Origin of the sequence: Falsiroseomonas sp. HW251 (assembly GCF_050563545.1) — a bacterium.
In the GTDB taxonomy this organism is placed as follows: Bacteria; Pseudomonadota; Alphaproteobacteria; order Acetobacterales; family Acetobacteraceae; genus Falsiroseomonas.
In genome coordinates, this window is the sequence record NZ_JBNXUM010000003.1 from 165,211 (window position 1) to 178,543 (window position 13,333).

Annotated in this window: 12 protein-coding genes; 5 read left to right on the top strand and 7 right to left on the bottom strand. The window is 70.2% G+C overall.

Annotated features, from left to right (window positions below):
- Positions 1–89 precede the first annotated feature (89 nt).
- Genes ACLF3M_RS04465 through ACLF3M_RS04485 form a run of 5 tightly spaced genes read left to right on the top strand, consistent with a single transcriptional unit; the run spans position 90 to position 6,181 of the window.
- Entirely contained in the window at positions 90–1,625 is a 1,536-nt protein-coding gene (locus ACLF3M_RS04465; protein ID WP_430655651.1) for an ABC transporter substrate-binding protein, read from the top strand.
- Complete coding sequence (locus ACLF3M_RS04470) at positions 1,625–2,575, top strand: ABC transporter permease (RefSeq protein WP_430655652.1); 951 nt, start codon at positions 1,625–1,627, stop codon at positions 2,573–2,575. The genes ACLF3M_RS04465 and ACLF3M_RS04470 overlap by 1 nt, the downstream gene beginning before the upstream one ends.
- Positions 2,572–4,380, top strand: coding sequence for a dipeptide/oligopeptide/nickel ABC transporter permease/ATP-binding protein (locus ACLF3M_RS04475; RefSeq protein ID WP_430655653.1), 1,809 nt, complete (start codon positions 2,572–2,574; stop codon positions 4,378–4,380). The genes ACLF3M_RS04470 and ACLF3M_RS04475 overlap by 4 nt, the downstream gene beginning before the upstream one ends.
- On the top strand, positions 4,380–5,351 hold the full coding sequence (locus tag ACLF3M_RS04480) for an ABC transporter ATP-binding protein (RefSeq protein WP_430655654.1): 972 nt from the start codon (positions 4,380–4,382) through the stop codon (positions 5,349–5,351). The genes ACLF3M_RS04475 and ACLF3M_RS04480 overlap by 1 nt, the downstream gene beginning before the upstream one ends.
- Positions 5,352–5,368: 17 nt before the next feature.
- Positions 5,369–6,181 carry a creatininase family protein gene (locus ACLF3M_RS04485; RefSeq protein WP_430655655.1) on the top strand — a complete coding sequence of 271 codons (813 nt, stop codon included), beginning with the start codon at positions 5,369–5,371 and terminating at the stop codon, positions 6,179–6,181.
- 83 nt (positions 6,182–6,264) lie between these two features.
- On the opposite strand, the gene ACLF3M_RS04490 is transcribed toward ACLF3M_RS04485, so the two are convergent.
- The 7 genes from ACLF3M_RS04490 to ACLF3M_RS04520 are packed head-to-tail and all read right to left on the bottom strand — an operon-like array spanning position 6,265 to position 13,254.
- A complete protein-coding gene (locus tag ACLF3M_RS04490; protein ID WP_430655656.1) occupies positions 6,265–7,230 on the bottom strand; it encodes a 2-hydroxyacid dehydrogenase in 966 nt (321 codons plus the stop codon).
- A 7-nt stretch (positions 7,231–7,237) separates the two neighbouring features.
- Entirely contained in the window at positions 7,238–8,905 is a 1,668-nt protein-coding gene (ggt, locus tag ACLF3M_RS04495; protein WP_430655657.1) for a gamma-glutamyltransferase, read from the bottom strand.
- On the bottom strand, positions 8,902–9,570 hold the full coding sequence (locus ACLF3M_RS04500) for an RraA family protein (RefSeq protein ID WP_430655658.1): 669 nt from the start codon (positions 9,568–9,570) through the stop codon (positions 8,902–8,904). Before ACLF3M_RS04500 ends, ggt begins: the two co-directional genes overlap by 4 nt.
- A 4-nt stretch (positions 9,571–9,574) precedes the next feature.
- Positions 9,575–10,381, bottom strand: a complete 807-nt coding sequence (locus tag ACLF3M_RS04505; RefSeq protein WP_430655659.1) for an ABC transporter permease — start codon at positions 10,379–10,381, stop codon at positions 9,575–9,577.
- Positions 10,378–11,199 carry an ABC transporter permease gene (locus ACLF3M_RS04510; protein ID WP_430655660.1) on the bottom strand — a complete coding sequence of 274 codons (822 nt, stop codon included), beginning with the start codon at positions 11,197–11,199 and terminating at the stop codon, positions 10,378–10,380. Before ACLF3M_RS04510 ends, ACLF3M_RS04505 begins: the two co-directional genes overlap by 4 nt.
- The gene (locus ACLF3M_RS04515; RefSeq protein WP_430655661.1) at positions 11,196–12,230 is read right to left on the bottom strand and encodes an ABC transporter ATP-binding protein; all 1,035 of its coding nucleotides are present in this window, start codon (positions 12,228–12,230) and stop codon (positions 11,196–11,198) included. The genes ACLF3M_RS04510 and ACLF3M_RS04515 overlap by 4 nt, the downstream gene beginning before the upstream one ends.
- Position 12,231: 1 nt before the next feature.
- Entirely contained in the window at positions 12,232–13,254 is a 1,023-nt protein-coding gene (locus ACLF3M_RS04520) for an extracellular solute-binding protein (RefSeq protein WP_430655662.1), read from the bottom strand.
- Positions 13,255–13,333 lie beyond the last annotated feature (79 nt).

Genomic DNA, 13,333 nt, shown 5'->3' on the forward strand with positions numbered 1-13,333 from the left:
CGCTGAACGGGTTGCCCTCCCCCGAAAGGCTTGACAGTCCCCGCCGCAACGCGTGGCATCCCCGCTACTTCGCCAGGGAGACAACGGGGATGACGATGACGACCCTCACGCGTCGCGCGGCCTTCGGTCTGGCCGGCGCTGGCGCCCTTTCCTTCGTCGGTCCCGCCCACGGCCAGCCGCGGCCGGGCACGCTGCGCTTCGGCCTCTCGGTCTGGCCGCCCAACCTGCAGCCCTGGCAATCGGTCGGCCAGGCCGCCGGCATGATCAAGATGCTGATCGGCCGCCGGCTGGTCGGCTTCACCGACGCCGGCGAGCTGCGCGGCGAGCTCGCGACGGAGTTCGGGCGGGATGAGCGCGACGGCGCATGGGTCTTCAAGCTCGACCCCCGCGCCACCTTCCACAACGGCGACAAGGTCACGTCCGAGGACGTGAAGTGGTGCATCGAGCAGATTGCCGGCGAGCGCTCCTCCGCCTACTACCGCACGCAGATGCAGGACATCGCGCGGATCGAGACGCCGGATGCGCAGACCATCCGGCTCTTTATGAAGGAACCCACCGCAACCGTCCCGCAATGGTTCGCAAACTACAACATGCCCATTGTCTCGCGTGGCACGCGGGACATGAACAACCCCATCAATTGCGGGCCCTACCGCATCTCGGCCCAGGAACGCGGCAGCTGGATCGAGCTGCAGGCCGTACCGAACTACTGGCAGCCCGGCCAGCCGAAGACGCGCACCATCCGCATGACCCTGATCGCCGACGAATCGCTGCGCCTCGCCGCGCTGCAATCCGGCGACCAGGACTTCATCGAATTCGTGCCCTGGACCGGCATGGCGGCGGTGGAAGCCGATCCGCGCTTCAGGCTCGAGAGCACGATGGGGCCCTTTATGGACATCCTGTTCAACGGCACGCGGCCGCCTTTCGACAACCCGCTGGTCCGCCGTGCCGTCGCCCACGCCGTCAAACGCGAGGACATCGTCCGCGTCGCCTTCTCCGGCCGCGGCAAGATCCTGGAAGGCATGCCGATCGTCGAGGGCACGCCCTGGTGGGACGCCGAGCTCTCGCGCGGCCACAACTACGACCCCGAACGCGCCAAGGCCCTGCTGAGCCAGGCCGGGCTTGCCAACGGGTTCAACACGACCTTGCTGACCACCGGCGCCTTCAACATGCACAAGGACAGCGCCGAAGTCGCGCAACAGTATCTCGCCGCGATCGGCATCCGGGCGGAGCTGCGCGTGGTGGACTGGGCGACGCGCACCAGCATGGGCATCCGCGGGCAGTACGACCTGGCGGTGCATGGCGTCTCCGCCGACTTCAACGACCCCGACGGCCTGACGGTCGTGTTGGACACCTCGCTCTCCGCCGCGCATGGGCGGAGCTTCGGCCTACGCACGCCGCGCACCACCGAGTTGCTGCGCAAGGGCCGCGAGGAATTCGACACGGCGAAGCGCATCGAGATCTACCGGGACATGCAGCGCGCCGCGCTCGAGGAAGTGCCGATCGTGGGCCTCGCCTGGCGCGAGCAGGGCTACGCGTTCGACCGCCGCGTCACCGGTTTCAAGATCCTGCCCGGCGCCCTCAGCCTGTCGAGCGGCGTGAACCTGGAGTTCGTGGCAGTCTCCTGATGCTCTGGCTGATCAAGCGCATCGCCGTCTCCGTCGTTCTGGTCTGGGTGGTGGCGACGGTGGTGTTCCTCACCCTGCACATGGTCCCGGGCGACCCGGCGGAGCTGCTGCTTTCCGGCGGCGGCACCTCCCCCGACCCCTACGCCGTGCAGGAACTGCGCGAGAAGCTCGGCCTCGATCGGCCTATCCTGTTGCAATACCTGGAGTTCCTGGAGCGGCTCACGCAGGGCGACCTAGGCAATTCGCTGGTGGACGACTACCCCGTGGCGCAGGAGATCGCGTTGCGCCTACCCCGCACGCTGGAACTCATCGCGGCTGGCACGCTGCTGGCGGTGGTCATTGCGCTGCCCGCCGGCACCTTCGCAGCTGTGCGCGCCGGTGGAACCTTCGACCGCATCGCCTCCGCCACCGCGGCCTTCCTCCAGGCGCTGCCGGTATTCGTGCTGGGGACACTGCTGATCCTGGTCCTGGCGCAATGGCTGCGCTGGATGCCGGCCGGCGGCTACACGCCGTTCGCGCAGGATCCGAGCCGGCACCTCCTGCTGCTGCTGCTTCCCGCTGTCGCAATCGCGAAGGGTCTGGCGGCGACGGTGTTCCGCATGGCACGGGCCTCGGTGCTGGACCAGCTCTCGCGCGACCATGTGCGCACGGCCCGCGCGAAGGGCCTGACGCCGGGTCGCGTCATCCGCCGCCACGTCGTCCGCAACGCGATGATCCCGGTGACGACGGTGATCGGGCTACAGATGGGGACGCTGCTCGGCGGCACAGTGCTGGTGGAGTACGTCTTCAACTGGCCGGGCCTCTCCACGCCGCTGCTGCGCGCGGTGGAAGCGCGGGACTACCCGATGGTGGTCGGCATCGTGCTGACGGTCTCGGGCCTGTTCCTGTTGATCAACCTCGTGATGGACCTGCTCTACGCCGTGCTCGATCCGCGGATCGCGCGGTCTTGAGGAAGCTGATCCTGCCCGGCATCGTCGTCGCCGGGATCATCCTGGTCGCGGTGGCGGCGCCGCTGCTGCCACTGCCGGATCCGATCCGCCAGGATGTCGGCAACCGGCTGGCGGCCTGGCTGCCGGGCAGCCCGCTCGGCCGCGACGAATTCGGGCGCGACATCCTCTCCCGCATCATCTGGGGCGCGCGGGCCTCGCTCGCGGTGGCCTTCGCCTCGGCGGCGATCGCCGGCCTGATCGGGACGGCGCTCGGCCTGCTCGCGGGCTGGTTCCGTGGCGTTGCGGAGTTCCTCGCCGTCCGCACCGCGGACATCGTGCTGTGCTTCCCGCCGATCCTTCTGGCGCTGCTGGTGGTGACGATCCTCGGCCCCGGCACCGGCACGCTGATCCTGGTGCTGTCCATCCTGTATCTCCCGGGCTTCGTGCGGGTCACCTTCGGCGAAGTGCTGTCAGCGCGCAGTCATGACTACGTGGAAGCGGTGCGCGCACTTGGTGCGCCGACGCCGCGCATCCTGCTGCGTACGATCCTGCCGAACATTGCGGGGCCGGTGACCGTGCAATTCTCGCTCGCCGTCGCCGCGGCGGTGGTGGTGGAGAGCGGCCTTTCCTTCCTCGGCCTTGGCGTGGTGCCGCCGACGCCGTCCTGGGGCCTTATGATCCGCGGCGCGCGCGCGACGATGGAGCAGGCGCCGACTTACCTGCTCTGGCCCTGCGCAGCGCTGACGGTGACGATCCTGGCGATGAACCTGCTCTGCGACGCGCTGCGCGACGCGGTGGATCGGAAGGGCGGCGCACGCGCGCCGAAGCTGCGCGCGATCGATCGCCTCCTTCCCGGCCTGCTGCCGGCTCGCGATCCCGCGCCGCTGCTCGACGTCCGCGGCCTGACGGTGGAGATCGCGACGCCGGGCGGCATCATCCGGCCGGTCGAGGACGTCTCCTTCTCCGTCGAGGCCGGCCAGACGCTGGCGATCGTAGGCGAGAGCGGGTCGGGCAAGTCCATCACTGCCACCGCCGTGATGGGCCTGCTGCCGCCGGTCGCGCAGGTCACAGCCGGCATCGCACGCTTCGAAGGCCGAGACCTGCTGGAAATGGAGGAGGAGCAGCGCCGCCGGCTGCGCGGCGGGGCCATCGCAATGGTCTTCCAGGACCCGATGAGCAGTCTCAACCCCGTGCACCGCGTCGGCGACCAGGTTGCCGAGGCGATCCGCGTCCATCGCAAGGCGGCGGACACCGACCGTGAGGCCGTAGAGTTGCTTCAACGCGTCGGCATCGCCGATCCCGAACGGCGCGCACGCGCCTATCCGCATGAGCTTTCCGGCGGCATGCGCCAGCGCGTGATGATCGCGATGGCGATCGCCAACCGGCCGCGCCTGCTGATGGCTGACGAGCCCACCACGGCGCTCGACGTCACGGTCCAGGCCGGGATCCTGGAATTGCTGGCGGAGCTGCGGCGTGAGGAAGGGATGGGCGTGGTGCTGATCACGCATTCCCTCGGCGTCGTGGCGGAGACCGCAGACCAGGTGGCGGTGATGTACGCGGCGCAGGTGGTGGAGCGCGGCAGCGTTGCCGAGGTCTTCGCGCGGCCGCTGCATCCCTATACCCGCGCCCTGCTCGCGGCCGTCCCGGATGGCGACGAGGAGCCCGAGGGAATCCCGGGCGTCGTGCCGCGTCCCGATGCCTGGCCACCGGGCTGCCGCTTCGCCCCGCGCTGCCCGCATGCGAAGCCCGCCTGCGAGCGCCGGCCGGAGCTCGAGCAGGTCGGTGAGCGAGAGGTCCGCTGCCTGCGGTGGCGGGAGATCGCGTGATGGCCGCACTGGTCGAGGCCAGGGCCGTCGAGATGACCTTCGCGTCGCGCGGCATCGTGGCCCGCGGCAGGCCGGTGCGGGCCGTCGCCGGCGTGGATGCCGAGGTCGCTCGCGGCGAGGCGCTCGGCGTCGTCGGCGAGAGCGGCAGCGGCAAGAGCACGCTTGGCCGTCTGCTGCTCGGCCTGCTGGCGCCGACCGGGGGCAGCGTTACTTTCGACGGCGCGCCGCTGCCGAGGCCGGGCAGCGCGGCCTGGCGGAAGCTACGCTCGCGCATGGGCATCGTCTTCCAGGATCCGTTCGGCAGCCTCGATCCCCGGCGCAGCGTCGGCGCGCAGATCGCAGACGGGATCGAGATCCATGGCGGGCTCAGCGCGGCGCAGCGTGCGGAGCAGGTCAAGGCTCTGCTAGCGCGCGTCGGGCTCGATCCCGCGCGCGCCGATGCTTTCCCGCATGAGTTCAGCGGAGGTCAGCGCCAGCGCGTCGGCATCGCGCGCGCGCTGGCGACCGGGCCGGACTTTCTGATGGCTGATGAGCCTGTCAGCGCGCTCGATGTCTCGATCCAGGCACAAGTGGTGAAGCTGCTGGCGCAGCTGCGGCGTGACCTGGGTCTCGCTATGGTCTTCATCAGCCACGACCTGCACGTGGTCCGCCATCTCTGCGACCGGGTCGCCGTGATGTATCTCGGCCGCGTCATGGAGGAAGGGCCGGCGAGCGAGGTCTTCGCGTGGCCGCTGCATCCCTATACCCGCGCGCTACTGTCGGCGACGCCGGCGCTGGATCCCGCCAGGCGCGCCGCGCGCATCATCCTGCCCGGCGATCCGCCGAGCCCATCCAGCCCGCCTTCGGGCTGCGTGTTCCGCACGCGTTGCGCGCATGCGCGCCCGGCCTGCGCCGAGGAGGTGCCCGCGCTGCGGTCGCTCGGTGGCCCGGGGCAGCGCGTTGCCTGCATCCGCGCCGAAGAGATCGGCTGATTAGGAAGGAGAGCCAGATGACCGATGTTCCGATCACCAAGGTCCGCATGGGCGAGATCACGGGCGACGAGGCCCGCGCGCTGTATTCCAAAAACCCCGTGATCCTGCTGCCGATGGGCAGCCACGAGGACCAGGGCCCGCACGCCCCGATGGGCGACTACTTCCTGGCGGAGAAGATGGCCGAGTTGATCGCGCTGAAGGCGACGGCGGAAGGCACGCGAACCGTCGTCGCGCCGGTGCTGCCCTTCGGCAAGGGCGATTTCTTCGGCCCGATGATCGGCGGCATCGCGCTGTCCGCCGCGACCTTTCGGGCCGTGCTGGACGAGCTGTTTTCCGAGTTGCTGCGGCACAAGCTGACGAAGCTGGTCGTGATCAACGGCCATGGCGGCAACGTGAACGCGATCAACGAGGCGACGCGGGCGGTGATGCACATGGGCGGACCGGTGATCCCCGCGCTCTATCTCTGGCGCATCGCCTATGCCGAGATGCCAAAGCTGCTGGGGGCGGAGAAGGCGAAAGCGGTCAGCAGCCACGGCGCAGACCCGCTGACCAGTCTCTGCATGCACCTGTTCCCGGAGCGGATCCGCGCCGACCTGATCCCTGAGCCGCGCAAGGGTACCGGCTCGGCGCTCGGGTTGCCGTTCCAGGGCTGGGGGTCGCTCAGCTTCAACGGGGCAGAAGTCACGACGCCGCACGAATACGACGTGGTCAGCCCGAACGGGCTGGGCACCGGCGATCCCAGGCTGTGCAGCGCGGAGAGCGGCAAACTGATCGCGGAGAGGCTGACCGAGATCGGCGCGGGATTCTGCCATCACTACGCGAAGCAGTAGGGCGAAAGGGCTACCCTTCCCTACTTCAGCGCCTCCCTCCCCCGCAGGCGGGGGAGGGCAACCGAAGGGCGGGGGAGGTCATTTCACAGCACGACGTCCTGCGCCGGGATATCCTCGCCCTTGTGCACGCGGAGGATGTTCCCGAGCCAATGCGCCACGCTGCGCCTGGAATTCTCATAGGCCGTCGACGCCGTGTGCGGCGTGCAGATCACGTTCTGCATGTGCAGCAGCGGATGGTCTGCGGGCGGCGGTTCCTGGTCGAACACATCCACCGCCGCGCCCGCGAGGTGACCGGACTTCAGCGCCGCGACCAGGTCGACCTCCACCACGATCCCGCCGCGCGCGACGTTCACCAGCAGCGCGCCCTTCTTCATCAGGGCCAGCTTCTGCGCGTTGATCATGCCGGCGGTCTCCGGCGTCAGCGGGCAGTTCAGCGACAGGATGTCGCATTCCGCGAGCATCTGGTCGAGCGGCCGGTACTGGACGCCGAGCGCGTGCTCCTCAGCTTCCGGAAGCCGCCTGCGGTTGTGATAGAGGATGGTGCAGTCGAAGCCGCGCAAGCGCTTCGCGACCCCCTTGCCGATCGCGCCCAGCCCCAGGATTCCGACGGTCTTGCCGGAAACGAGAATGGAGTGGCGCCAGACCTCGTTCTTCGGCCAGCCGCCGGCGACCACGGAGACATGCGCCTGCACGATGCGGCGCGCGATCGCGATCATCAGGCCGATCGTCGCCTCCGCTACTGGGATCGCGTTCGATCCCGTGGTCCGCGCGATGCGGATACCCTTTGCCCGGCAGGCCTCGACGTCGATGTTGTCGATGCCGACGCCCCACTTATGAAACAGCTTGATGCGTGGCGCGGCGGCGACGATGTCCGACGTGATCGGCAAATCCCACCAGACGCCGTAATCGGCGTCCGAGACACCTTCCTTCACGTCGTCGGGGCTGCGGCCCTTGATGCCGGAGACGGTGAAGCCCTCCGGCAGAAGGGAGCGGATGATGGCCTCCTGCTCCTCGCCGATGGGCTGCAGCATCACGATCTTCTGTGTCATGGCGTCCTCAATTCTTGGCCGCGGCGTCGGGGGAAAAGCGGATGCCGGCGCGCGCCAGCCCGCCGCCGAGCGCGACGACCGAGCCATCCGCGCGCCAGCAGGCCGCACCGGTCATGCTGCCGTCGGGATTGAAGGCGATCGCATTCAGTCCCCCGCCAATGGTCTTCACGCGCTCGACGCGATGGCCGCGCGCGGCGAGCGCCGCGGCTAGGTCGCTCGAATAGGCGGGCTCGAGTTCCAGCCCGAAGCCGCGGGTCCAGGCGCGCGGCGCCTCCACCGCGCGCTGCAGGTCCATGCGGTGGTCTATCAGGTTGATGATGGCCTGCATCGTGCTGCCGAAGATCCGCAGACCGCCGGGCTGGCCGAGCGCCCAGCGAAGGGCGCCGTCCTTCGTTACCATCATCGGCGCCATGGACGTATAGACGCGCTTGCCCGGCGCGACCGACAGCGCGGTGCCGGGGCGAGGTTCGAAATTCAGCATGTAGTTGTTGGCAATTATCCCCGTGCCGGGAATGCCGAGGCGCGCGCCGAACAGGCTGTTGATGGTCTGAGTCGTCGCGACGACGTTGCCCATGGCGTCGGCCACGGTGACATGCGTGGTGTTCGGGGATTCCCGGAGCAAGGGATCGGGCAGCCACTCCTGCGCGCGGTCCATGCGGATCGCGCTCCGTCGCTTCGCGGCATAGTCCTTGGCGATGATCCTTGCGACCGGCACGTCCACGAAGGCGGGGTCGGCGGTGGCCACCGCGCGGTCGGCGAAAGCAATCTTCAGCACCTCGGCCAGCAGGTGCACGTTGTCCGCGCCGCCGAAGCCCACCGCGCCGACATCGAACCCTTCGAGGATGTTCAGCATCTGCGCGATGTGAACGCCGGACGACGCGGGCGGCGGCGGGCCGATGATGGTGTAGCCGCGATAGGTGCCGATGACGGGCTCGCGCTCGATCGGCGCCGCCCGAGCAATGTCCTCGGCCGTCATGATCCCGCCGCAGCGCTGCAGCGTCTCCGACATCAGCGCGCCGAGCGCGCCGCCATGCAGCAGGTCCGGACCATCCTTCGCGATGGCGCGCAGCGTCCCGGCATAGGCGGGCTGGGCCAGGCGCGCATCGCTGCGCAGCCGGTCGCCGCCGGGATAGAAGATCGGCCCGAGTTCCGGGTCGCGCGCCATGTCGGACTCGACATCCGCGATGGCGCCCGCGAGGTAGGGCGAGACCGTGAAGCCACGCTCGGCCAGCCGGATCGCGGGCTGCAGCACGTCGTCCAGAGACATGGTGCCGTAGCGTTCCAGCGTGCTCGTCCAGGCCCGCAGCGATCCCGGCACGGCGACCGCAAGCGCTCCGACGGCGTTGGCGCGGCCGGCGGATTCCAGCACCTCGGGCCCCGCGCCGGGAGCGAGCGGGAACATGGTCTCGTAGGACGCGCCGGGCGCCGTGCTCTGCCCGTCGATGATGACGTGCCGGCCGTCGGCCAGCCGGACATGGCCGATGCCGCCGCCCAGGATGCCGACCATCATCGGCTCCACCACCGTCAGCGCGAAGAGCGTCGCGATCGCGGCGTCCGCGGCGTTGCCGCCGGCCGAGAGGATTTCGCCGCCCGCCGCGGAAGCCAAGGGATGATTGGAACAGACGACACCGCGAGAGCCCGTGGCGGGCCGCTTGGCGCAGGCGAAGTCCGTCACGACAGCCCCGCCAGGACCTTGGCCGAGGCGCCGCTGAGCTCACCAAGCTTGGCACCGGCCGCGCACTTCGCCTGGTTGGCCAAGCCCCTCTCCTGCCGCGCGATCGCCGCGCGCGCCTCGGCCTCAGCCTCCGCCGGCGGAAGCACGAGCACCCCGGACTCGTCGCAGAGCACGGCGTCGCCCGGGCAGACCACCGCGCCGCCGATCGAGACCGGCACATTCAGCCGTCCGCCAAGGTCATAGATCCGCGTCGTGATCGGCGCGAGACCGCGCCCCCAGAGCGGGAAGTCCGACGCCTCGACCTCCTCCAGGTCGGTGCAGGGCCCGTCCACCACGCCGGCCTTGGCACCGGCGGCTTTGGCGGCAACGGTCACGCCGCCGCCCCAGCAGGCGTGCCGGATGTCGCCGAGCCGGTCCACCACCAGCACGTCGCCACGCCTCAGCAGGCCCAACGCGTGATGCAGCAGCGTGCTGTCGGGCCCCGGGATCTGCACCGTCACGGCCGTGCCCGCCACGCGCTTGCCGCGCAGCAGCGCACGGATGTCGCGGTCCACGAAGCCCCAATGGCGCCAATGCCCGATGGTCGCGGTCTCCGCCTGCTCCAGCAGGGCGACGACCTCGGGCGAGATCGGCGCAGGCATCGGCTCGACGACGTATTTCGGCATGGGATCAGTCCTTGGCGAGGGTCTTGGTCAGCCCGGCAGCGCGCTCCACCAGCAGCACCACGGCGAGCGCGATGACGATCAGCAGCATGGACAGCGCAGCGACCAGCGGGTCGGTACGGTTCTCGGCGTAGCGGAACAATTCGACCGGCAGCGTGGTCAGGCGCGGTCCGACGATGAAGAGCGAGATGACGGTCTCGTCGAAGGAAACCAGGAAGGACAGCGCGGCGGCCGCCAGGATCCCGGGGACGGAAAGCGGCAGGGTAACGCGCAGCGCTGCCCGGACCGGGCCCGAGCCCAGGGTGCGCGCCGCGGCTTCCAGCTCGGCCGGCACCGCGGCGATCGCGGTCGTCATGATGCGCACCGCGAAGGGCACCGCGAGCGTGCAATGAGCCAGCACCAGCCCGGGCCAGGTCGCCACAAGCTTCAGGGGTTGCAGCGCGAGCAGCAGGGCGAGGCCGATCACCAGCGTTGGCAGCAGCAACGGCGCCGCCAGCAGGTCTGCGAGCAACCGTCGGCCCGGGAAGGTCAGCCGCGCGATCGCATAGGCCGTCGGCAGACCGACCAGCAGGGACAACACGGTCACGACAGCCGCCAAGGTCGCAGAGGTCGCGAGCGCCGTCATAATCTCGGCATTGGCGAACAGCGCCTGGTACCAGCGCAGCGACAGGCCCGGCGGCGGGAAGGCCAGGAACTGGCCGGCGGAGAAGCTCACCACCGCCACGACCACGACCGGCGAGAGCAGCAGCGCATAGCCCGCGGCGGCCGCGATCCACAGCACCGGCCCGGCGCGACGTGGCCCGGCGCGATTCATCGCCCACGCTCCGGGATCAGCGACCGCAACACAGCCAGAGCACCGACCGCAGCGAGCAGCATCATCGCCATGGCCGATGCTGCGGGCCAATCCACGCTCTCCAGCGCCTGGTCGAAGATCTCGGTGGCCACGACAAAGACGCGGCCGCCGCCCATCAGCCGCGGGGTGATGAAGGCGGAAATGCCGAGCACGAGGCAGAGCGCGAAGGCCGCCGCCAGCGCCGGCGATGCCAAGGGCAGCGTCACGCGCAGGAAGGTGCGCGCACGGCCCGCGCCGAGCGTCGCTGCCGCCTCGTCCAGCCGCGGGTCCAGCCGCCCGAGGCCCGCCAGCAGCACCAGCACGGCATAGGGCATCAGGCTCTCCGTCAACCCGATGCGCACACCGGTCCAGTTGTTGATCAGCCGCTGCTCCGGCAGGCCGAGGCCGACCAGCAGCGTGTTGACCAGGCCGGCGTCGCCCAGGATGGCCAGCCAGCCGATGATGCGCGCCGTGCCGGACACCAGTAGCGGCGCGACGGCGGCCAGCGCCAGCGGTCCCCGCCAGCGCGGCGACGCGGCGCGGATCGCCATCGCGACAGGCAGCGCCAGCGCCACCGCGATCGCCGCGCAGCCCGCGGCCAGCACCAGCGTGTCGAGCGCGATCTCGCCGATGAACTCGTCCTGCAGCAGCTTCGTGTAGGTCTGCAGGCCGAGATCCGGCCGCATCGCGCCCATCTCGTCCGTGCGGTTCAGGCTCATCCGGAACAGCACCAGGACAGGCAGCCCGAAGCCCATGGCGATCACCGCCAGCGCGGGGGCGGCGAGCAGCCAGCCGATCATGCGGGGAAGACGCGCAGCGCGTCGCGCGGCAAGGTGGCGCCCACGGCATCGCCCGCGCGGATTGCCATTGTCGCTGCGACCTCGGCCTGCAACGGGCCGATTTCCGTCTCGATGGTCAGCAGCGCCGTTGCCCCTTCGTAGGTCCGCGTGATGATCCGCCCTCGGAGCACGCCGGCGTCGCCGACCATCACGCGGTGCGGGCGGATAAAGACCTGGGCGGCGCCCGCCGGCGGCGTGTCCGCCGCGTCCAGCAGGCAGGAGCCGACGCGTACGCAGCCCGGCGCCTCGACCGTCGCGGCGAAGCGGGAGGAGCGGCCGACGAAGCCCGCGACGAAGGGTGTGGCGGGGCGTTCAAAGAGGTCTTCCGGCGTGCCGAGTTGCTCCAGCCTTCCGGCATTTATCACCGCGACCAAGTCGGCCATGGCCAGCGCTTCGGCCTGATCGTGGGTCACGAAGACAGTGGTGGTGCCGAGGCGGCGTTGCAGCGCGCGGATCTCCTCCCGCATGCCGTCGCGAAGCTGGGCATCGAGCGCGGAGAGCGGCTCGTCCAGCAGAAGCAATTCCGGCCGGATCGCCAGCGCCCGGGCAAGCGCGACGCGCTGCTGCTGGCCGCCGGAAAGCGCGCGTGGCTTGCGATGCGCGAGGTCGGACAAGCCGACCAGCGCCAGCGCCTCGGCCACGCGCTCCTGGCGCTCGGCGCGGGAAAGCCGGCGCGTCTCCAGCCCGAAGGCGACATTGCCGGCGGCCGTCATGTGCGGGAACAGCGCATAGGACTGGAAGACGACCCCCATGTTGCGCACCTCGGGCGGCAAGGGAGTGACGTCGTGGCCGGCGACCAGCACGCGCCCGGCATCGGCGCGCTCCAGCCCCGCGATCAGGCGCAGCGTCGTCGTCTTGCCGCAGCCCGAGGGACCCAGCAGCGCCAGCAGCGCGCCGCGTTGCAGCCCGAGCGACAGCCTGTCCACCGCCGGCGGGTTGGCCCCAAAGCGGCGCGTCAGCCCTTCCAGGACGAGGTGGTGCTCCGCGGCCAAGTCAGCGGCCAGAGGCTGCGATGACCTCGCGCCGCCAGCGCTGGTTCCAGTTGTCGCGCACCTGCAGCATCTCGTTCCAGTCGAGAGGGATGACCCGGCTGCGATACTCCGGCGCCAAAGCCGTGCGCGCCATCGCCGCGGGGCTGACCGTCGCGCGCGTGTTGGTGGGGCCGTAGAACATCCGCTCCGTAAAGGCCGCCTGCGGACCGGTGGACAGCGCATGGGTGACGAAGGCCGCGGCGCGCGCGCGGTTCCTGGCATTGGCGACGATGTTGATCGTGTTGATCTGGAACACCGTGCCTTCCTGCGGCAGCACCACGCCGATACGGCCATTCGACTGGTCGCGATAGAGCTGCGCGCGCGCGTTCCAGCCCGTGGCGAAGCGGACCTGGTCGTTCAGGATCAGCGTGTAGCCATCGGGATTGGGATCGAAGGTCTGCACGGACGGCGCGAGCTGGCGCAGCCGCGGAAAGGCCTGGTTCGCCTCCCGCCAGTTCCCCGTCGTCGAATGCGCCAGGATTGCGGTCAGCGCCAGGCCCTGGATGTTCGGCGGCGCGGAGACCGCAAGGCGCCCGCGCCAGGCAGGATCCCACATGGCCGCGAAGCCGGTGGGCGCCGGGCGCACGTTCTGCGCGTCGTAGACGAGCACAAGATGGTCGTAGGTCACCGCGGGCCCGCAGCCAACGCCGGCGTCGCGGGCCTGCTGGTCGAGCTCCGCGAAGACCGGGAAGTCGGCGGGGTTGAGCCGCTCCACCAGGCCCTCGGCGCAGGCGATCGCGGCGGTGGTCACGTCCATGATGACCACGTCGATCTGCGGATCGGCCCGCTGCGCACGGAGCGTGCCGAGCATCTGCGCGCTGGTGCCGCCCTCCACGTACTGCACGCCGCCGAAGGGCGCGACGACGGTCGCGGTATAGTTGTCCCGGAAGATCCCGGCATAGGCCAGCAGCGTCATCGGCGACTGTGCCTGGGCCATGACGGGCGCGGCGGCGAGGGCGGCGAGGAGCGCAAGGAAACGGCGCATGGCCTGGCATCCCGAATGGTGGCGGTCGTTCGACGTTCACACAGGCTGCCGGTCCAGGCAACCGGGCGCGGCGCGGTTC

Bases quoted from the DNA above. Each gene is read 5' to 3' on its own strand.
- ACLF3M_RS04465 (WP_430655651.1), top strand. From the start codon at position 90: ATGACGATGACGACCCTCACGCGTCGCGCGGCCTTCGGTCTGGCCGGC.
- ACLF3M_RS04470 (WP_430655652.1), top strand. From the start codon at position 1,625: ATGCTCTGGCTGATCAAGCGCATCGCCGTCTCCGTCGTTCTGGTCTGG.
- ACLF3M_RS04480 (WP_430655654.1), top strand. From the start codon at position 4,380: ATGGCCGCACTGGTCGAGGCCAGGGCCGTCGAGATGACCTTCGCGTCG.
- ACLF3M_RS04485 (WP_430655655.1), top strand. From the start codon at position 5,369: ATGACCGATGTTCCGATCACCAAGGTCCGCATGGGCGAGATCACGGGC.
- ACLF3M_RS04490 (WP_430655656.1), bottom strand. From the start codon at position 7,230: ATGACACAGAAGATCGTGATGCTGCAGCCCATCGGCGAGGAGCAGGAG.
- ACLF3M_RS04500 (WP_430655658.1), bottom strand. From the start codon at position 9,570: ATGCCGAAATACGTCGTCGAGCCGATGCCTGCGCCGATCTCGCCCGAG.
- ACLF3M_RS04505 (WP_430655659.1), bottom strand. From the start codon at position 10,381: ATGAATCGCGCCGGGCCACGTCGCGCCGGGCCGGTGCTGTGGATCGCG.
- ACLF3M_RS04510 (WP_430655660.1), bottom strand. From the start codon at position 11,199: ATGATCGGCTGGCTGCTCGCCGCCCCCGCGCTGGCGGTGATCGCCATG.
- ACLF3M_RS04520 (WP_430655662.1), bottom strand. From the start codon at position 13,254: ATGCGCCGTTTCCTTGCGCTCCTCGCCGCCCTCGCCGCCGCGCCCGTC.